At 60.9% G+C, this 19,973-nt stretch carries 17 protein-coding genes; all 17 read left to right on the top strand.

Annotated elements, in window-relative coordinates; genetic code table 11:
- Positions 1 to 60 precede the first annotated feature (60 nt).
- The 17 genes from purB (at position 61) to nuoM (ending at position 19,970) form a co-directional block, all read left to right on the top strand.
- On the top strand, positions 61 to 1,431 hold the full coding sequence (gene purB / locus GV819_RS18295) for an adenylosuccinate lyase (RefSeq protein WP_161757452.1): 1,371 nt from the start codon (positions 61 to 63) through the stop codon (positions 1,429 to 1,431).
- A gap of 83 nt (positions 1,432 to 1,514) precedes the next feature.
- Positions 1,515 to 2,681, top strand: coding sequence for a cupin domain-containing protein (locus GV819_RS18290; protein ID WP_161757451.1), 1,167 nt, complete (start codon positions 1,515 to 1,517; stop codon positions 2,679 to 2,681).
- Positions 2,674 to 3,096, top strand: a complete 423-nt coding sequence (locus GV819_RS18285) for a GNAT family N-acetyltransferase (protein ID WP_161757450.1) — start codon at positions 2,674 to 2,676, stop codon at positions 3,094 to 3,096. Before GV819_RS18290 ends, GV819_RS18285 begins: the two co-directional genes overlap by 8 nt.
- 177 nt (positions 3,097 to 3,273) lie before the next feature.
- Positions 3,274 to 4,029: a secretin N-terminal domain-containing protein gene (locus GV819_RS18280; protein ID WP_161757449.1), complete on the top strand. Its 756-nt coding sequence runs from the start codon at positions 3,274 to 3,276 to the stop codon at positions 4,027 to 4,029.
- Between the two features lie 516 nt (positions 4,030 to 4,545).
- Complete coding sequence (gene aceA / locus GV819_RS18275; RefSeq protein WP_161757448.1) at positions 4,546 to 5,871, top strand: isocitrate lyase; 1,326 nt, start codon at positions 4,546 to 4,548, stop codon at positions 5,869 to 5,871.
- A gap of 627 nt (positions 5,872 to 6,498) precedes the next feature.
- Complete coding sequence (locus tag GV819_RS18270) at positions 6,499 to 6,912, top strand: NADH-quinone oxidoreductase subunit A (protein WP_011062185.1); 414 nt, start codon at positions 6,499 to 6,501, stop codon at positions 6,910 to 6,912.
- A 10-nt stretch (positions 6,913 to 6,922) separates the two neighbouring features.
- Positions 6,923 to 7,597: a NuoB/complex I 20 kDa subunit family protein gene (locus tag GV819_RS18265; protein WP_123335519.1), complete on the top strand. Its 675-nt coding sequence runs from the start codon at positions 6,923 to 6,925 to the stop codon at positions 7,595 to 7,597.
- A gap of 65 nt (positions 7,598 to 7,662) precedes the next feature.
- Complete coding sequence (gene nuoC / locus GV819_RS18260) at positions 7,663 to 9,444, top strand: NADH-quinone oxidoreductase subunit C/D (protein ID WP_161757447.1); 1,782 nt, start codon at positions 7,663 to 7,665, stop codon at positions 9,442 to 9,444.
- 2 nt (positions 9,445 to 9,446) lie between these two features.
- A complete protein-coding gene (gene nuoE / locus GV819_RS18255) occupies positions 9,447 to 9,944 on the top strand; it encodes an NADH-quinone oxidoreductase subunit NuoE (RefSeq protein ID WP_161757446.1) in 498 nt (165 codons plus the stop codon).
- Complete coding sequence (gene nuoF, locus GV819_RS18250; protein ID WP_161757445.1) at positions 9,941 to 11,296, top strand: NADH-quinone oxidoreductase subunit NuoF; 1,356 nt, start codon at positions 9,941 to 9,943, stop codon at positions 11,294 to 11,296. Before nuoE ends, nuoF begins: the two co-directional genes overlap by 4 nt.
- A 135-nt stretch (positions 11,297 to 11,431) precedes the next feature.
- Entirely contained in the window at positions 11,432 to 14,146 is a 2,715-nt protein-coding gene (gene nuoG / locus GV819_RS18245) for an NADH-quinone oxidoreductase subunit NuoG (RefSeq protein WP_161757444.1), read from the top strand.
- Positions 14,143 to 15,150, top strand: a complete 1,008-nt coding sequence (nuoH, locus tag GV819_RS18240; RefSeq protein ID WP_161757443.1) for an NADH-quinone oxidoreductase subunit NuoH — start codon at positions 14,143 to 14,145, stop codon at positions 15,148 to 15,150. The genes nuoG and nuoH overlap by 4 nt, the downstream gene beginning before the upstream one ends.
- An 11-nt stretch (positions 15,151 to 15,161) precedes the next feature.
- Entirely contained in the window at positions 15,162 to 15,710 is a 549-nt protein-coding gene (nuoI, locus tag GV819_RS18235) for an NADH-quinone oxidoreductase subunit NuoI (RefSeq protein ID WP_003223795.1), read from the top strand.
- 9 nt (positions 15,711 to 15,719) lie between these two features.
- Positions 15,720 to 16,220 carry an NADH-quinone oxidoreductase subunit J gene (nuoJ, locus tag GV819_RS18230; RefSeq protein ID WP_161757442.1) on the top strand — a complete coding sequence of 167 codons (501 nt, stop codon included), beginning with the start codon at positions 15,720 to 15,722 and terminating at the stop codon, positions 16,218 to 16,220.
- A 19-nt stretch (positions 16,221 to 16,239) separates the two neighbouring features.
- Positions 16,240 to 16,548 (top strand): NADH-quinone oxidoreductase subunit NuoK, encoded by a 309-nt coding sequence (gene nuoK, locus GV819_RS18225; protein ID WP_161757537.1) that lies wholly within the window; start codon positions 16,240 to 16,242, stop codon positions 16,546 to 16,548.
- Positions 16,545 to 18,398 (top strand): NADH-quinone oxidoreductase subunit L, encoded by a 1,854-nt coding sequence (nuoL, locus tag GV819_RS18220; protein WP_161757441.1) that lies wholly within the window; start codon positions 16,545 to 16,547, stop codon positions 18,396 to 18,398. The genes nuoK and nuoL overlap by 4 nt, the downstream gene beginning before the upstream one ends.
- 39 nt (positions 18,399 to 18,437) lie before the next feature.
- On the top strand, positions 18,438 to 19,970 hold the full coding sequence (gene nuoM / locus GV819_RS18215) for an NADH-quinone oxidoreductase subunit M (RefSeq protein WP_161757440.1): 1,533 nt from the start codon (positions 18,438 to 18,440) through the stop codon (positions 19,968 to 19,970).
- Positions 19,971 to 19,973: the final 3 nt, after the last annotated feature.

The following is a 19,973-nucleotide window of genomic DNA, read 5'->3' as shown; positions in this document are numbered from 1 at the left end:
CGGAAATTTTCATGTATGATACGCGCCCCATTTCGTTGCCCGACTGTCCGAGAACACCCCATGCAGCTCTCTTCGCTCACTGCGGTTTCCCCTGTTGACGGCCGCTACGCCGGCAAAACCCAGGCCCTGCGCCCTATTTTCAGCGAGTACGGCCTGATCCGTGCTCGTGTTCTGGTTGAAGTGCGCTGGCTCCAGCGCCTGGCCGCCCACAGCGCCATCAGCGAAGTGCCGGCGTTCTCCGCCGAAGCCAATGCGGTACTCAATACCCTGGCGGAAAACTTCGCCCTGGAGCACGCCGAGCGCGTCAAAGAGATCGAGCGCACCACCAACCACGACGTCAAGGCCATCGAGTACCTGCTCAAGGAACAAGCCGCCAAGCTGCCTGAGCTGGCCAATGTCAGTGAGTTCATCCACTTTGCCTGCACCAGCGAGGACATCAACAACCTGTCCCACGCGCTGATGCTGCGCGAAGGCCGTGATGAGGTGATGCTGCCGTTGATGCGCCAGACCGCCAATGCCATCCGCGAGCTGGCGATCCGCTTCGCCGAAGTGCCGATGCTCTCGCGTACCCACGGTCAGCCGGCTTCGCCGACCACCCTGGGCAAAGAACTGGCCAACGTGGTGTACCGCCTGGAGCGTCAGATCGCTCAGGTCGCCGCCGTACCGCTGCTGGGCAAGATCAACGGCGCCGTAGGCAACTACAACGCCCACCTGTCGGCCTACCCGGACATCGACTGGGAAGAAAATGCCCGCGCCTTCATCGAAGATGAACTGGGCCTGGCCTTCAACCCCTACACCACGCAGATCGAGCCGCACGACTACATTGCCGAGCTGTTCGATGCGATCGCCCGCTTCAACACCATCCTGATCGACTTCGATCGCGATATCTGGGGCTACATCTCCCTGGGCTACTTCAAGCAACGCACCATTGCCGGCGAAATCGGTTCCTCGACCATGCCGCACAAGGTCAACCCGATCGACTTCGAAAACTCCGAAGGCAACCTGGGGATCGCCAACGCACTGTTCCAGCACCTGGCAAGCAAACTGCCGATCTCCCGCTGGCAGCGCGACCTGACCGACTCCACCGTGCTGCGCAACCTGGGCGTGGGTTTCGCTCACAGCGTCATCGCCTACGAAGCCAGCCTCAAGGGCATCAGCAAGCTGGAGTTGAACGAGCAGAAAATCGCCGCCGACCTGGACGCCTGCTGGGAAGTCCTGGCCGAGCCGATCCAGACCGTGATGCGCCGCTATAACATCGAAAACCCCTACGAAAAGCTCAAAGAACTGACTCGTGGCAAGGGCATCAGCCCTGAAGCACTGCAGACTTTCATCGACGGGCTGGATATGCCCGCCGAGGCCAAGGCCGAGCTGAAAAAGCTCACCCCGGCCAGCTACATCGGCAATGCCGTGGCCCAGGCCAAGCGCATCTGACCGACTGCACGACGTTCTGACGCCCGGCCGCGCCGGGCGTTTTTATTCCTGCTCGAAAAGTACATTTTTTCAATAGGTTACACATGAATCCTGATACTCCTCTGCAACTTCTGGGCGGCCTCACCGCACGGGAATTCCTGCGTGACTACTGGCAGAAGAAACCCCTGCTGGTGCGTCAGGCCCTGCCTGATTTCGAAAGCCCGATCGACGCCGACGAACTGGCCGGCCTGGCCCTGGAAGAAGAAGTCGAATCACGCCTGGTGATCGAGAACGGCGAACGTCCGTGGGAACTGCGCCGCGGCCCATTCGCCGAGGACGAGTTCAGCAAGCTGCCGGAGCGCGACTGGACCCTGCTGGTGCAGGCGGTTGACCAGTTCGTCCCGGAAGTCGCCGAGCTGCTGGAGCACTTCCGCTTCCTGCCGAGCTGGCGCGTCGACGATGTGATGATCAGCTTCGCCGCTCCTGGTGGCAGCGTCGGCCCGCACTTCGACAACTACGACGTATTCCTGCTGCAAGGCCATGGCAAGCGCAACTGGAAGATCGGCCAGATGTGCGACTCCGAGAGCCCACTGCTGCAGCACGCGGACCTGCGCATCCTCGCCGAATTCGAAGAAACCGAAAGCTGGGTCCTGGAACCCGGCGACATGCTCTACCTGCCGCCGCGCCTGGCCCACTGCGGCATTGCGGTGAACGACTGCATGACCTACTCGGTGGGCTTCCGTGCCCCGAGCGCCTCTGAGGTTCTGACCCACTTCACCGACTTCCTCAGCCAGTTCCTGTCCGACGAAGAGCGCTACACCGACGCCGATGCCCAGCCGGTCAGCGATCCGCACCAGATCCAGCACGACGCCCTCGATCGCCTCAAGGCCTTGCTGGCCGAGCACATGAGCGATGAGCGCCTGCTGCTGACCTGGTTCGGCCAGTTCATGACCGAGCCCCGCTACCCGGAACTGGTCGTGGGTCCGGAACTGGAAGACGGCGACCTGCTGGATAGCCTGGAACAAGGCGCAATATTGATCCGCAATCCGAGCGCGCGCCTGGCCTGGTCCGAGGTCGATGATGACCTGTTGCTGTTTGCCAGCGGCCAAAGCCGCCTGCTTCCCGGTAAACTGCGCGAACTGCTGAAAATGATCTGCGCCGCTGACGCCCTGCATATCGACAACCTCGGCCCTTGGCTGGCGGATGACGAAGGGCGCGGCCTGTTGTGTGAACTGGTCAAGCAAGGGAGCCTGGGGTTTGCCGATGAATAAGATTCACGTACGTGTCGCAGACTGGCAAAAGGATAACGCCGAGATTCGGCGCATTCGTGAAGCGGTGTTCATTGCCGAGCAATCTGTTCCGCCTGAGCTGGAATGGGATGCCGACGATGATAGCGCGGTGCACTTCCTGGCCTTCGAGGGCGACTTTCCCATCGGCACCGCACGCCTGCTGCCCGATGGCCATATCGGCCGAGTCTCGGTGCTCAAGGACTGGCGCGGCCTGAAAGTCGGCGACGCACTGATGCGCGCAGTGATTGACGAGGCCGAGAAACGCGGCCTGAAGCAGCAGATGCTCAGCGCACAGGTGCAAGCCACGCCGTTCTACGAGCGCCTGGGCTTCTCGATTGTCAGCGAGGAATTCCTCGAAGCAGGGATTCCTCACGTCGACATGGTTCGCGGCGCCTGACCGCTACGCCCTTTTCGGCGACGGCCAGACAAAACGCCCCGTCATCCCCTTGCGCCTACCAGGCGCAAGACCAGGATGCCGGGGCGTTTTGCCGTCTAGGATTCAACTTGCCCCACCCAAAGCCGACAAAGTGTCAAACTCAAGGCTTTACGCCAGCTATTCGCGGAGATAACGGATATGTCCCTACGCACCCTGCTCACGACGCTGTTAATGACCCTCAGTTGCTCGGTCATGGCCGCCACCGAGATCGTGCCCCTCAATAACCGCACCAGCGCCGACCTGCTGCCGGTAGCACAGAACTTTCTTGGCAAGGACGGCAAGGTCAGCGCTTATGGCAACCAGCTGATCGTCAACGCCGAACCGGGAAAGATCGCCGAGTTGCGCGCCTTCATCGCCCAACTGGACACCGCCGCCAAACGCTTGCTGATCACCGTCGACACCAACGAAAACAACTTCCAGGACAACCAGGGCTACTCGGTCAACGGCGCGCCGCAAACGCGGATCATCAATCGCAGCACCGAGAGCCGTGACGGCGGTATCCAGCAGGTTCAGGCCAGCGAGGGCGTGCCGGCATTGATCCAGGTTGGCCAGAGCGTGCCCCTGACTACCACCCAGACCGATCCTTATGGACGCCTGCAGAACCAGACCCAGTATCGCAATGTCACCCAGGGCTTCTATGTCACCGCCAGCGTGACGGGTGAAACCGTACACCTGAGCATCAGCACCAACCGTGATCGCATGAGCCAGGAACGCCCGGATGTAGTGAACGTGCAAAGCACCGACACAACCGTCAGCGGCCGCCTTGGCGAATGGATCACCCTGGCCGGGGTCAATCGTCAGACTCAGGCCGACAAACAGGGCCTGGGCCGCAGCTACTCGACTCAAGGCCGGGATGACATGACCTTGCGAGTCAAGGTCGACGCCCTGGACTAAAGCACCAAAAACTGACTGATTAGTCGTATTAGACCAAAGATGTAGTGCCACAAAAAAAGCACTACAAAACATTTGACGAGCCAAAAAACCGCGGGCATGATGGCCTCGCTCCCGCTAATCAGGGGCCCTGGCAAGGGCCTTCGGATCGTCGCTCTAACCTACCCACCTGAGCCGATTCGTGTCTGTACCGCCCACAAGGTGTGTTTGACGAGATTGCGACTGGAACGAAGTTGTCCCGAGGGACGGAAGCGTAATTAGGTCGATCGGCAACACACTGATGGAACGTATGAAGGCCCACGACGCCGGAATGCGCACCGCAGCCAGCCTTCACCTGCTCACTTTCCACCTCGAGCCCATCGTTCACCCGTCGCCATCCCCGCCAGACCCGACTTGACCACCTAAGCTTCCTGGTCAGCGAACAGCCAACTACGCACCTTTCAAAGCTGCGTAACTGGTGGAGCGAGAATTTTCCACTCAAGAACGACTTTCACCCAAGACGCGACGAGGTTTATCTCCATGGCACTGACACGCGAACAGCAAATTGCAGCCCTTGAAAAAGACTGGGCTGAAAACCCGCGCTGGAAAGGCGTGACTCGCGCCTACTCCGCTGCCGACGTGGTCCGTCTGCGTGGCTCGGTTCAACCCGAGCACACCCTGGCACGCATGGGCGCCGAGAAGCTCTGGAACCTGGTCACCCAAGGCGCCAAGCCGTCCTTCCGTCCTGAGAAAGATTTCGTCAACTGCATGGGCGCCCTGACCGGCGGCCAGGCTGTGCAACAGGTTAAAGCCGGTATCCAGGCGATCTACCTGTCCGGCTGGCAAGTGGCTGCGGACAACAACTCCGCCGAATCCATGTACCCCGACCAATCGCTGTACCCGGTGGACTCGGTGCCAACCGTGGTCAAGCGCATCAACAACTCGTTCCGTCGCGCCGACCAGATCCAGTGGAAAGCCGGCAAGAACCCGGGCGACGAGGGCTACATCGACTACTTCGCGCCAATCGTTGCCGATGCTGAAGCCGGTTTCGGCGGCGTACTGAACGCCTACGAGCTGATGAAGAGCATGATCGAGGCAGGCGCTGCCGGCGTGCACTTCGAAGACCAGCTGGCTTCGGTGAAGAAATGCGGCCACATGGGCGGCAAGGTACTGGTGCCGACTCAGGAAGCCGTGCAGAAACTGACCGCTGCCCGCCTGGCAGCCGACGTTGCCGGCGTACCGACCATCATCCTGGCCCGTACCGACGCCAACGCCGCCGACCTGCTGACTTCGGACTGCGACCCTTACGATCAGCCGTTCGTGACGGGCACCCGCACCCCGGAAGGCTTCTACAAGGTACGCGCAGGCCTGGACCAAGCTATCGCCCGCGGCCTGGCTTACGCCCCCTATGCCGACCTGATCTGGTGCGAAACCGCCAAGCCGGACCTGGACGAGGCTCGTCGCTTCGCTGAAGCGATCAAGAAGGAATACCCGGACCAGATCCTGTCGTACAACTGCTCGCCTTCCTTCAACTGGAAGAAGAACCTGGACGACGCGACCATCGCCAAGTTCCAGCGCGAGCTGTCCGCCATGGGCTACAAGCACCAGTTCATCACCCTGGCTGGCATCCACAACATGTGGCACAGCATGTTCAACCTGGCGCACGATTACGCCCGCAACGACATGACCGCCTACGTGAAGCTGCAAGAGCAGGAATTCGCTGACGCCGCCAAGGGCTACACCTTCGTGGCGCACCAGCAGGAAGTGGGCACCGGATACTTCGACGACATGACTACCGTGATCCAGGGCGGCTCGTCCTCGGTGACCGCACTGACAGGTTCCACCGAAGAAGAACAGTTCCACTGATTCAGCCTCACGGCTTGATCGAGCGGCCAATGCAGACCCGGTAGAAAGCTAACTGCATTGCCGTACAACTGACGCCCCGACTGGTTCGGGGCGTTTTTTTGCCTGGGCTTTTTCGTCTTCGCCTGCAGGCGCTGACTTGCCGACATCCTCCCTCTTTCCCACAACACCGCCCCACGCGGCAAAAATTCGCCATCAACCGGCTCATAGCAAAAAAAGCGTAAAAAACATTGATCCAGAGCGGGGTCGCGAGGAGCAAAACAGGTTAAAAGGTGCGCCCCTGCTACTTGCAGTAACAGCCATGTAAGAAGCAACTTTCCCACTTGCCAGAGGAAAGCAGTTTAAAAAGCCACCCAAACAATATTGATTATCATTTAGCTAATGTAACTTTCGTTACAGAGGCAACAAAACATAATTAACAAAACCTCCGCTAATGCCCGCAGGCCGCGGCTTACGGGGCTACATAGGTGAGCTATGTCCTTATTACGATAAACAATTTCGCTTTAGAAATTTTACTTGCCCGGTGTTTAGCCATAAAATCAGCGCGATTGATTGCGCTGCGACATATCGTCACTGCTTTATTTCTTTATCAAGCTCAGAGACTCTTGCTCTCTGTTAAGGATTACCAGCATGCCCGAAGCGACAGGACTCATGGCCCACAACTGGGGCTTTGCCATTTTCCTTCTGGGTGTTGTCGGCCTTTGCGCCTTCATGCTCGGTGTCTCCAGCCTCCTCGGATCAAAAGCCTGGGGCCGCAGCAAAAATGAACCGTTCGAGTCCGGCATGCTACCTACCGGTGGCGCCCGCTTGCGGCTCTCAGCCAAATTCTATCTGGTCGCGATGCTCTTCGTGATCTTCGATATCGAAGCCCTCTTTCTCTTTGCCTGGTCTGTGTCCGTCCGCGAAAGTGGCTGGACCGGATTCGTCGAAGCTCTCGTTTTCATAGCAATTCTGTTGGCAGGTCTTGTCTACCTTTGGCGGGTGGGGGCTCTTGATTGGGCTCCGGAAGGTCGTCGTAAGCGGCAGGCGAAGCTAAAACAATGAGGCTTTGGCGATGCAATACAATCTCACCAGGATCGACCCCGATGCTCCTAACGATCAGTACCCGATCGGCGAACGGGAAACCGTTTCCGATCCGTTAGAAGATCAGGTCCACAAAAACATCTTCATGGGCAAGCTGGAAGACGTGCTGAGCGGCGCGGTCAACTGGGGGCGTAAGAACTCCCTGTGGCCATACAACTTCGGCCTGTCCTGCTGCTACGTGGAAATGACCACCGCCTTCACGGCGCCCCACGACATCGCGCGCTTTGGCGCCGAGGTGATCCGGGCTTCGCCGCGTCAGGCGGACTTCATGGTTATTGCCGGTACCTGCTTCATCAAGATGGCGCCGATCATTCAGCGTCTCTATGAGCAAATGCTCGAGCCAAAATGGGTTATCTCCATGGGTTCGTGCGCCAACTCCGGTGGCATGTACGACATCTACTCCGTGGTTCAGGGGGTGGACAAGTTCCTGCCCGTGGACGTCTACGTGCCTGGCTGCCCGCCCCGCCCTGAAGCTTTCCTGCAAGGTCTGATGCTCTTGCAAGAGTCGATTGGCAAGGAGCGTCGCCCACTTTCCTGGGTCGTCGGTGATCAAGGCGTGTATCGCGCCGAGATGCCTTCGCAAAAGGAGCAGCGCCGCGAACAGCGTATTCAGGTCACCAACCTGCGCAGCCCTGACGAAGTCTGATCCAGATCCGTTCTCGAAACGACACTGGCTTCACTCTTTACGTTGACCGAAAGCGATAAAAAATCATGACTACAGGCAGTGCTCTGTACATCCCGCCTTATAAGGCTGACGACCAGGATGTGGTCGTCGAACTGAATAACCGTTTTGGCCCTGAGGCGTTCACCGCCCAGGCCACCCGCACCGGCATGCCGGTGCTTTGGGTTACCCGCGCCAAACTCGTCGAAGTCCTGACCTTCCTGCGCAACCTGCCCAAGCCGTACGTCATGCTCTATGACCTGCACGGCGTGGACGAGCGCCTGCGCACCAAGCGCCAAGGCCTGCCAGGTGCCGACTTCAGCGTCTTCTATCACCTGCTGTCGATCGAACGTAACAGCGACGTGATGATCAAGGTTGCCTTGTCCGAGAGCGACCTCAGCCTGCCGACCGTGACCGGTATCTGGCCCAACGCCAACTGGTACGAGCGTGAAGTCTGGGACATGTTCGGCATCGACTTTGCCGGCCACCCGCACCTGTCGCGCATCATGATGCCGCCGACCTGGGAAGGTCACCCGCTGCGCAAGGACTTCCCTGCCCGGGCTACCGAGTTCGATCCGTTCACCCTGAACCTGGCCAAGCAACAGCTGGAAGAAGAAGCTGCGCGCTTCCGTCCGGAAGACTGGGGCATGAAACGCTCCGGCGCCAACGAGGACTACATGTTCCTCAACCTGGGCCCGAACCACCCTTCGGCCCACGGTGCCTTCCGTATCATCCTGCAGTTGGACGGCGAAGAGATCGTCGACTGCGTACCGGACATCGGCTACCACCACCGTGGCGCCGAGAAGATGGCTGAGCGCCAGTCGTGGCACAGCTTCATCCCCTACACCGACCGTATCGACTACCTCGGTGGGGTGATGAACAACCTGCCGTATGTTCTGTCGGTAGAGAAGCTGGCCGGCATCAAGGTGCCGGAGAAGGTCGACGTCATCCGCATCATGATGGCCGAGTTCTTCCGTATCACCAGCCACCTGCTGTTCCTGGGTACCTACATCCAGGACGTCGGCGCCATGACTCCGGTGTTCTTCACCTTCACCGACCGCCAGAAGGCCTACACGGTGATCGAAGCCATCACCGGTTTCCGTCTGCACCCGGCCTGGTACCGCATCGGTGGCGTCGCCCACGACCTGCCGCGCGGCTGGGACAAGCTGGTCAAGGACTTCGTCGAATGGCTGCCCAAGCGCCTCGACGAATACACCAAGGCTGCCCTGCAGAACAGTATCCTCAAGGGCCGGACCATCGGCGTTGCCGCCTACAACACCAAGGAAGCCTTGGAATGGGGCGTCACCGGTGCCGGCCTGCGCTCCACCGGTTGCGATTTCGACCTGCGCAAGGCCCGCCCTTACTCCGGCTACGAAAATTTCGAGTTCGAAGTGCCGCTGGCGGCCAATGGCGATGCCTACGACCGTTGCATGGTTCGCGTCGAAGAAATGCGCCAGAGCATCAAGATCATCGACCAATGCATGCGCAACATGCCGGAAGGCCCGTACAAGGCGGATCACCCGCTGACCACGCCGCCACCGAAAGAGCGCACCCTGCAGCACATCGAGACCTTGATCACGCACTTCCTGCAAGTTTCGTGGGGCCCGGTAATGCCGGCCAACGAATCCTTCCAGATGATCGAAGCGACCAAGGGCATCAACAGTTATTACCTGACGAGCGATGGCGGCACCATGAGCTATCGCACCCGGATCCGTACCCCAAGCTTTCCGCACCTGCAGCAGATCCCTTCGGTGATCAAAGGCAGCATGGTCGCGGACTTGATCGCGTACCTGGGTAGTATCGACTTCGTTATGGCCGACGTGGACCGCTAAGCATGAACAGCACGCTTATCCAGACAGACCGTTTCGCCCTGAGCGAAACCGAGCGCTCGGCCATCGAGCACGAGATGCATCACTACGAAGACCCGCGCGCGGCGTCGATCGAAGCCCTGAAGATCGTCCAGAAGGAGCGGGGCTGGGTGCCAGATGGCGCGGTCTACGCCATCGGCGAGATCCTCGGCATTCCGGCCAGCGACGTGGAGGGCGTGGCGACGTTCTACAGCCAGATCTTCCGTCAGCCGGTAGGCCGCCACATCATTCGCGTCTGCGACAGCATGGTCTGCTACATCGGCGGCCATGAATCGGTAGTCAGCCAGATCCAGAGCGAGCTGGGCATCGGCCTCGGCCAGACCACCAGCGACGGCCGCTTCACCCTGCTGCCGGTGTGCTGCCTGGGCAACTGCGACAAGGCCCCGGCACTGATGATCGATGACGACACTTTCGGCGACGTACAGCCTGCTGGCGTGGCCAAACTGTTGGAGGGCTACGTATGACCCTGACCTCTTTCGGTCCTGCAAACCGCATCCAGCGCAGCGCAGAAACCCACCCCCTGACCTGGCGCCTGCGTGACGACGGCGAGCCCGTGTGGCTCGACGAGTACCAGACGAAGAACGGCTACGCAGCGGCCCGCAAGGCCTTTGCCGACCTGTCCCAGGACGACATTGTGCAGACCGTCAAGGACGCGGGCCTCAAGGGTCGCGGCGGTGCAGGCTTCCCCACTGGGGTGAAGTGGGGCCTGATGCCCAAAGACGAATCCATGAACATCCGCTACCTGCTGTGCAACGCGGATGAAATGGAGCCCAACACTTGGAAGGACCGCATGCTGATGGAGCAACTGCCCCATCTGCTGATCGAAGGCATGCTGATCAGTGCTCGCGCATTGAAGACCTACCGCGGCTACATCTTCCTGCGTGGCGAGTACACCACCGCCGCCGCGAACCTGCGTCGCGCCGTGGAAGAAGCCAAGGCCGCCGGCCTGCTGGGCAAGAACATCCTCGGCAGCGGTTTCGATTTCGAGCTGTTCGTCCATACCGGCGCCGGACGTTACATCTGCGGTGAAGAAACCGCACTGATCAACTCTCTGGAAGGCCGCCGCGCCAACCCGCGCTCCAAGCCGCCCTTCCCTGCCGCCGTGGGCGTGTGGGGCAAGCCGACTTGCGTGAACAACGTCGAGACCCTGTGCAACGTGCCGGCGATCATCGGCGACGGCGTGGAGTGGTACAAATCCCTGGCCCGTGAAGGCAGTGAGGACCACGGCACCAAGCTGATGGGCTTCTCCGGCAAAGTGAAGAACCCTGGCCTGTGGGAGCTGCCATTTGGCGTCACCGCGCGCGAGCTGTTCGAAGACTACGCCGGCGGCATGCGCGACGGCTTCAAGCTCAAGTGCTGGCAACCTGGCGGCGCTGGTACCGGCTTCCTGTTGCCGGAGCACCTGGACGCACAAATGTACGCCGGTGGCATCGCCAAGGTGGGCACCCGCATGGGTACCGGCCTGGCCATGGCCGTGGACGACAGCGTCAACATGGTGTCCCTGCTGCGCAACATGGAACAGTTCTTCGCCCGCGAATCCTGCGGCTTCTGCACCCCTTGCCGCGACGGCCTGCCCTGGAGCGTCAAGCTGCTGATGGCCATCGAGAACGGCGAAGGTCAACCCGGCGACATCGAGACCCTGCTGGGTCTGGTGGGTTTCCTCGGCCCGGGCAAGACCTTCTGTGCTCACGCACCGGGTGCCGTGGAACCATTGGGCAGCGCCATCAAGTATTTCCGTCCAGAGTTCGAAGCCGGCATTGCGCCCACCAGCGCTGCTGTCCCGCCTCTGGCACGTCCGATCGTAGTCGGCGCGTAACACCTATAAAGGCGCCGGGCCCGTGCCCTGCGCTTGACGTGCGATGACGCCGTGAACGGCTGTGTTGACTCGTACGGATAACAAGATTCCATTAGCCACGCCCGCTGACACCGGGCCAACGAAGAACTTTGAACCATGGCCACTATCCACGTAGACGGCAAAGCGCTCGAAGTCGATGGGGCAGACAACCTGTTACAGGCATGTCTGTCACTAGGCCTCGACATCCCTTATTTCTGCTGGCACCCAGCTTTAGGTAGCGTCGGCGCATGTCGCCAGTGCGCGGTCAAGCAATACACCGACGAGAACGACACCCGTGGTCGTATCGTCATGTCCTGCATGACCCCAGCCACCGACAACACCTGGATCTCCATCGACGATGAAGAGTCCAAGGCCTTCCGCGCCAGCGTCGTAGAATGGCTGATGACCAACCACCCGCACGACTGCCCGGTCTGCGAGGAAGGCGGTCACTGCCACCTGCAAGACATGACAGTGATGACCGGCCACAACGAGCGCCGTTATCGCTTCACCAAGCGTACCCACCAGAACCAGGACCTCGGCCCGTTCATTTCCCACGAGATGAACCGCTGCATCGCCTGCTATCGCTGCGTGCGCTTCTACAAGGACTACGCCGGCGGCACTGACCTCGGTGTGTACGGCGCCCACGACAACGTGTACTTCGGGCGCGTTGAAGACGGCGTGCTGGAAAGCGAGTTCTCCGGCAACCTCACCGAGGTCTGCCCGACCGGTGTGTTCACCGACAAGACTCACTCCGAGCGCTACAACCGCAAGTGGGACATGCAGTTCTCACCGAGCATCTGCCATGGCTGCTCCAGCGGTTGCAACATCTCCCCGGGCGAGCGCTACGGCGAGCTGCGCCGCATCGAGAACCGCTACAACGGCTCGGTGAACCAGTACTTCCTCTGCGACCGTGGCCGTTTCGGTTATGGCTACGTCAACCGCAAGGACCGTCCACGCCAGCCCCGCCTGGCCGACGGCACCAAGCTGACCCTGGACCAGGCACTGGACCAGGCCGCCGATCTGTTGCGCGGTCGCAATATCGTCGGTATCGGCTCGCCTCGCGCCAGCCTGGAAAGCAACTACGCACTGCGTGAACTGGTGGGCGCCGAGCACTTCTACTCGGGTATCGAGGCCTCCGAGCTGGAGCGCATCCGCCTGGTGCTGCAGGTTCTGAACGACAGCCCGCTGCCGGTTCCGAACATGCGCGACATCGAAGACCACGACGCGGTCTTCGTCCTTGGCGAAGACCTGACCCAGACCGCCGCCCGCATGGCCCTGGCCCTGCGCCAGTCGGTCAAGGGCAAGGCCGAGGAAATGGCCGACGCCATGCGCGTTCAGCCGTGGCTCGACGCCGCCGTTAAAAACATCGGCCAGCACGCACTGAACCCACTGTTCATTGCCAGCCTGGCTGAAACCAAGCTCGACGACATCGCCGAGGAGTGTGTACACGCCGCTCCCGACGACCTGGCGCGCATCGGTTTCGCCGTGGCCCACGCCATCGACGCCAGCGCCCCTGCCGTGGAAGGCCTGGACAGCGACGCCCTGGAACTGGCCAAGCGCATCGCCGATGCCCTGCTGGCAGCCAAGCGTCCGCTGATCATTGCCGGTACTTCCCTGGGTTCCAAGGCATTGATCGAAGCCGCGGCCAACATCGCCAAGGCCCTGAAGCTGCGCGAGAAAGCCGGCTCCATCAGCCTGGTGGTGCCAGAGGCCAACAGCCTCGGCCTGGCCATGCTCGGCGGCGAATCCCTGGACGCAGCCCTGCAAGCGGTGATCTCTGGCCGTGCCGACGCCATCGTAGTGCTGGAAAACGACCTGTACACCCGCACCGATGCGGCCACGGTGGATGCAGCGCTGAGCGCGGCGAAGGTGGTAATCGTTGCCGATCACCAACAGACCGCCACCCTTGAGCGTGCGCACCTGGTGCTGTCGGCGGCGAGCTTCGCCGAAGGCGACGGCACCCTGGTCAGTCAGGAAGGTCGCGCCCAGCGCTTCTTCCAGGTCTTCGACCCGACCTACCTGGACGCCAGCATCATGGTCCACGAAGGCTGGCGTTGGCTGCATGCCCTGCGCTCTACCTTGCTGGACAAGCCGGTGGACTGGACCCAGCTGGACCACGTGACCGCTGCCTGCGCCGCGAGCACTGCGCAACTGGCCAGCATCGTCGAAGCCGCACCTTCCGCGGCGTTCCGTATCAAGGGCATGAAACTGGCTCGCGAACCGCTGCGCTACAGCGGCCGTACCGCCATGCGCGCCAACCAGAGCGTGCACGAACCGCGTACCCCGCAAGACCCGGATACCGCCTTCGCCTACTCCATGGAAGGTTACTCGGGCTCTGCCGAACCGCGCTCGCAAGTACCATTCGCCTGGTCGCCAGGCTGGAACTCGCCACAGGCCTGGAACAAGTTCCAGGACGAAGTCGGTGGCCACCTGCGTGCCGGTGACCCGGGTACTCGCCTGATCGAAAGCCAGGGCGACCGCCTCAGCTGGTTCGCCAGCGTACCGCGGGCCTTCTCCCCGGCGCAGGGCACCTGGCAAGCCGTGCCGTTCTACCATCTGTTCGGCAGTGAGGAGAACTCTTCGAAAGCCGCTCCGGTGCAGGAACGCATCCCTGCAGCCTATGTGGCCCTGGCCAAGTCCGAGGCCGATCGCCTGGGTGTCAACGATGGCGCCTTGCTCGCGGTGAACGTGGCCGGCCAGACCCTGCGTCTGCCGCTGCGTATCAACGAAGAGCTGGGTGCCGGCCTGGTAGGCCTGCCAGCCGGTCTGCCGGGGATCCCTCCGGCTATCTTTGGCAAATCCGTTGACGGTCTGCAGGAGGCGGCGCAATGAGTTGGTTTACCCCTGAAGTGATCGACGTGATCCTGACCGTGATCAAGGCCATCGTCATTCTGCTGGCCGTGGTGGTCGCAGGTGCACTGTTGAGCTTTGTCGAGCGTCGCCTGCTGGGCTGGTGGCAGGACCGTTACGGTCCGAACCGCGTTGGCCCATTCGGCATGTTCCAGATCGCCGCCGACATGCTGAAGATGTTCTTCAAGGAAGACTGGACCCCACCGTTCGCCGACAAGGTGATCTTCACCCTGGCGCCGGTAGTGGCCATGAGCGCCTTGCTGATCGCCTTCTCGATCATCCCGATCACCCCGACCTGGGGCGTGGCGGACCTGAACATCGGCCTGCTGTTCTTCTTCGCCATGGCCGGCCTGTCGGTCTACGCGGTGCTGTTCGCCGGCTGGTCGAGCAACAACAAGTTCGCCTTGCTGGGTGCCCTGCGGGCTTCGGCCCAGACCGTGTCCTATGAAGTGTTCATGGGCCTGGCGCTGATGGGCATCGTGGTCCAGGTCGGTTCGTTCAACATGCGCGACATCGTCGAGTACCAGGCGCAGAACCTGTGGTTCATCATTCCGCAGTTCTTCGGCTTCTGTACCTTCTTCATCGCTGGCGTGGCCGTGACTCACCGTCACCCCTTCGACCAGCCGGAAGCGGAACAGGAACTGGCCGACGGCTACCATATTGAATACGCCGGCATGAAATGGGGCATGTTCTTCGTTGGCGAGTACATCGGCATCATCTTGATCTCGGCACTGTTGGTCACCCTGTTCTTCGGTGGCTGGCACGGTCCGTTCGGCATCCTGCCGCAACTGTCGTTCATCTGGTTTGCCCTGAAGACCGCGTTCTTCATCATGCTGTTCATTCTGCTGCGCGCCTCCATCCCGCGTCCGCGTTATGACCAGGTGATGGATTTCAGCTGGAAATTCTGCCTGCCGCTGACCCTGATCAATTTGCTGGTGACCGCTGCGGTCGTGTTGTTGAACACGCCAGCGGGCGCGGTTCAGTGAGGATTTGACCCATGTTCAAATATATTGGCGACATCGTTAAGGGTACTGGTACCCAGTTGCGCAGCCTGGTGATGGTCTTCGGCCATGGCTTTCGCAAGCGCGACACCCTGCAATACCCCGAAGAGCCGGTCTACCTGCCGCCGCGCTACCGTGGCCGCATCGTGCTGACCCGCGACCCCGATGGCGAAGAGCGCTGTGTAGCCTGCAACCTGTGCGCCGTGGCCTGCCCGGTGGGTTGCATCTCGCTGCAGAAAGCTGAAACCGAAGACGGTCGCTGGTACCCGGACTTCTTCCGCATCAACTTCTCGCGCTGCATTTTCTGCGGCCTCTGCGAGGAAGCCTGCCCGACCACCGCGATCCAGCTGACACCGGATTTCGAGATGGCCGAGTTCAAACGTCAGGATCTGGTTTACGAGAAAGAAGATCTGCTGATCTCCGGTCCCGGAAAGAACCCTGATTACAACTTCTATCGTGTTGCAGGTATGGCCATTGCCGGGAAGCCGAAGGGCTCCGCGCAGAATGAAGCCGAACCGATCAACGTGAAGAGCTTGCTGCCTTAAGGAAGAAAGATGGAATTCGCTTTCTATTTCGCGTCAGGTGTTGCAGTGGTTTCCACGCTTCGAGTGGTGACTAACACCAACCCTGTGCACGCCCTGCTCTACCTGATCATTTCGCTGATCGCCGTGGCGATGACCTTCTTCAGCCTCGGCGCGCCGTTCGCCGGTGCCCTGGAAGTGATCGCCTACGCCGGCGCCATCATGGTGCTGTTCGTGTTCGTGGTGATGATGCTCAACCTCGGCCCGGCCGCCGCCCAGCAAGAGCGCATCTGGCTCACGCCGGGCATCTGGATCGGTCCGGTGATTCTCGGTGCCCTGCTGCTGGCTGAACTGCTGTACGTACTGTTCAGCCACCAGAGCGGTGCCGGCATCGGCCACACCACCGTCAGCGCCAAGGCCGTGGGCATCAGCCTGTTCGGCCCTTATCTGCTGGTGGTCGAACTCGCCTCGATGCTGCTGCTCGCTGCAGCCGTCACGGCGTTCCACCTGGGCCGCAACGAGGCGAAGGAGTAACCCCATGCCTGATATCTCTCTGGGTACTATCCCAATGGAACATGGCCTGGCAGTTGCCGGCATCCTGTTCTGCCTCGGTCTGGTCGGCCTGATGGTCCGCCGCAACATTCTCTTCGTATTGATGAGCCTGGAAGTAATGATGAATGCCTCTGCATTGGCCTTCATCGTTGCCGGCGCCCGCTGGGCGCAGCCGGATGGACAAGTCATGTTCATCCTGGTGATCAGCCTCGCAGCCGCCGAAGCCAGTATTGGCCTGGCGATCCTGCTGCAACTGTATCGCCGCTTCCATACGCTTGATATCGACGCTGCCAGCGAGATGCGCGGATGAACCTTATCTTTCTGACTTTCCTATTCCCCCTGATCGGCTTTCTGCTGCTGTCGTTCTCCCGTGGACGCATCTCGGAAAACCTTGCGGCCCTGATCGGCGTCGGCTCCATCGGCCTCTCGGCCATCGTGGCCGCCTATGTGATCTGGCAATTCAACGTCGCGCCTCCTGAAGGTGGCCACTACACCCTGGTGTTGTGGCAGTGGATGGCAGTAGAGGGTTTCACCCCGAACTTCGCCCTGTATATCGACGGTCTGTCGATCACCATGCTCGGCGTCGTGGTCGGTGTCGGCTTCCTGATCCACCTGTTTGCCTCCTGGTACATGCGCGGTGAAGCCGGTTACTCGCGGTTCTTCGCCTACACCAACCTGTTTATCGCCAGCATGCTGTTCCTGGTCCTGGGCGATAACCTGTTGTTCCTGTACTTCGGCTGGGAAGGCGTGGGTCTGTGCTCCTACCTGTTGATCGGTTTCTACTACAGCAACCGCAACAACGGTAACGCTGCACTCAAGGCCTTTATCGTTACCCGTATCGGCGACGTGTTCATGGCCATCGGCCTGTTCATCCTGTTCCAACAGGTGGGCACGCTGAACATCCAGGAACTGCTGGTGCTGGCACCGCAGAAATTCCAGGCCGGCGACTTCTGGATCACCCTGGCGACCCTGATGCTGCTGGGCGGTGCTGTCGGTAAATCGGCACAACTGCCACTGCAAACCTGGCTGGCGGATGCGATGGCCGGCCCGACCCCGGTATCGGCACTGATCCACGCTGCAACCATGGTGACTGCTGGCGTCTACCTGATCGCCCGGACCCACGGCCTGTTCACCCTGGCGCCGGACATCCTGCACCTGGTGGGCGTGGTCGGCGGTGTGACCCTGGTACTGGCCGGCTTCGCCGCGCTGGTACAGACCGACATCAAGCGCATCCTTGCCTACTCGACCATGAGCCAGATCGGCTACATGTTCCTGGCCCTGGGCGTTGGTGCCTGGGATGGCGCGATCTTCCACCTGATGACCCACGCCTTCTTCAAGGCCCTGTTGTTCCTTGCTTCCGGTGCGGTGATCGTTGCCTGCCACCACGAGCAGAACATCTTCAAGATGGGCGGTCTGTGGAAAAAGCTGCCACTGGCCTATGCCAGCTTCATCGTCGGCGGCGCGGCCCTTGCGGCCCTGCCACTGGTGACTGCGGGCTTCTACTCCAAGGACGAGATCCTCTGGGAAGCCTTCGCCAGCGGCAACCATGGCCTGCTGTACGCCGGCTTGGTGGGTGCGTTCATGACCTCGCTGTACACCTTCCGCCTGATCTTCATCACCTTCCACGGTGAAGCCAAGACTGAAGCCCACGCCGGTCACGGGATCTCCCACTGGCTGCCCCTGTCGGTGCTGATCATCCTGTCCACCGCCATCGGCGCCATGATCACCCCACCGCTGCACGGCGTACTGCCGCAAAGCATTGGGCATGCCGGCGGCGAAGCCAAGCACAGCCTGGAAATCGCCTCGGGCGCCATCGCCCTGGCCGGTATCCTGCTGGCAGCCCTGTTGTTCCTCGGCAAGCGTCGCGTCGTCACTGCCATCGCCAACAGCGGCATTGGGCGTCTGCTCTCGGCCTGGTGGTTCGCCGCCTGGGGCTTCGACTGGATCTACGACAAACTGTTCGTCAAGCCATACCTGGCCATCAGCCATGTACTGCGCAAGGACCCGTTCGATCAAACCATCGGTTTGATCCCGCGTATAGCCAAAGGGGGCCACAACTCCCTGAGCCGTACCGAAACCGGTCAACTGCGTTGGTACGCCGCTTCGATGGCAGCTGGTGCCGTGCTGGTCATCGGCGCCATCGTGCTGGTAGCGGTCTGATATGAACCTTGCGAACTTGCGAAAGGAATTGAGCCCGTCATGATTCTGCCTTGGCTAATCCTGATCCCCTTCATCGGCGGCCTGCTGTGCTGGATGGCTGAGCGCTTCGGCGCCACCCTCCCGCGCTGGATTGCGCTGTTGACCATGACCCTGGAACTCGCCCTCGGCCTCTGGCTGTGGTCCCACGGTAATTATTCATTCGCTCCGGCACCTGGCGTCGATCCGACTTGGGCCCTCGAGTTCAAGCATGTCTGGATCGAACGCTTCGGCATCAACGTGCACCTGGCCCTGGACGGCCTGTCGTTGTTGATGATCCTGCTGACCGGCCTGCTGGGTATCCTCTCGGTACTCTGCTCCTGGAAAGAGATCCAGCGTCACGTGGGCTTCTTCCACCTGAACCTGATGTGGATTCTGGGCGGTGTTGTCGGCGTGTTCCTGGCCCTCGACCTGTTCATGTTCTTCTTCTTCTGGGAAATGATGCTGGTGCCGATGTACTTCCTCATCGCGCTCTGGGGTCACAGCTCGGCGGACGGCAAGAAAACCCGGATCTACGCGGCGACCAAGTTCTTCATCTTCACCCAGGCTTCCGGCCTGATCATGCTGGTGGCGATCCTTGGCCTGGTGCTGGTCAACTTCAACAACACCGGGGTGATCACTTTCGATTACGCCCAGTTGCTGAAAACCAAGATGTCGACCACCACCGAGTACATCCTGATGCTCGGCTTCTTCATCGCCTTCGCGGTGAAGCTGCCGGTGGTACCGTTCCACTCCTGGTTGCCTGACGCTCACGCCCAGGCACCGACCGCCGGTTCCGTGGACCTGGCCGGTATCCTGCTGAAGACTGCGGCCTACGGCCTGCTGCGCTTTGCCCTGCCGCTGTTCCCCAATGCTTCGGCTGAGTTTGCACCGATCGCCATGACCCTGGGTCTGGTCGGGATCTTCTACGGGGCCTTCCTGGCCTTCGCTCAGACCGACATCAAGCGCCTGATCGCCTTCTCCAGCGTTTCCCACATGGGCTTCGTGCTGATCGGCATCTACTCCGGCAGCCAGTTGGCCCTGCAGGGCGCGGTGATCCAGATGCTGGCTCACGGTGTTTCGGCAGCCGCACTGTTTATTCTCAGCGGCCAGTTGTACGAGCGCACCCATACTCGCGACATGCGTGAAATGGGCGGCCTGTGGTCGAAGATTGCCTACCTGCCAGCCATCAGCCTGTTCTTTGCGGCGGCGTCCCTGGGCTTGCCGGGCACCGGCAACTTCGTCGGCGAATTCCTGATCCTGATCGGAACCTTCGCCAGCGCACCGTGGATCACCGCGATCGCCACCTCTGGTCTGGTGTTCGGTTCGGTCTACTCGCTGATCATGATCCACCGTGCCTACTTCGGCCCGTCCAAATCGGACGCCGTGCTACATGGCATGGATGCTCGCGAACTGATCATGGTGCTGGGACTGGCGGTACTGCTGATCTATCTCGGCGTGTACCCGCAACCGTTCCTCGATACCTCTGCCGCCACCATGCATGGCGTGCAGCAATGGCTCAGCACCGCCTTCACTCAACTCGCTTCGGCCCGGTAAGAG

It is taken from the genome of Pseudomonas sp. Fl5BN2 (assembly GCF_009908205.1).
GTDB lineage: Bacteria > Pseudomonadota > Gammaproteobacteria > Pseudomonadales > Pseudomonadaceae > Aquipseudomonas.
Note: the sequence above shows the minus strand (reverse complement) of the source record. Positions and strands in the feature narration are given on the sequence as shown.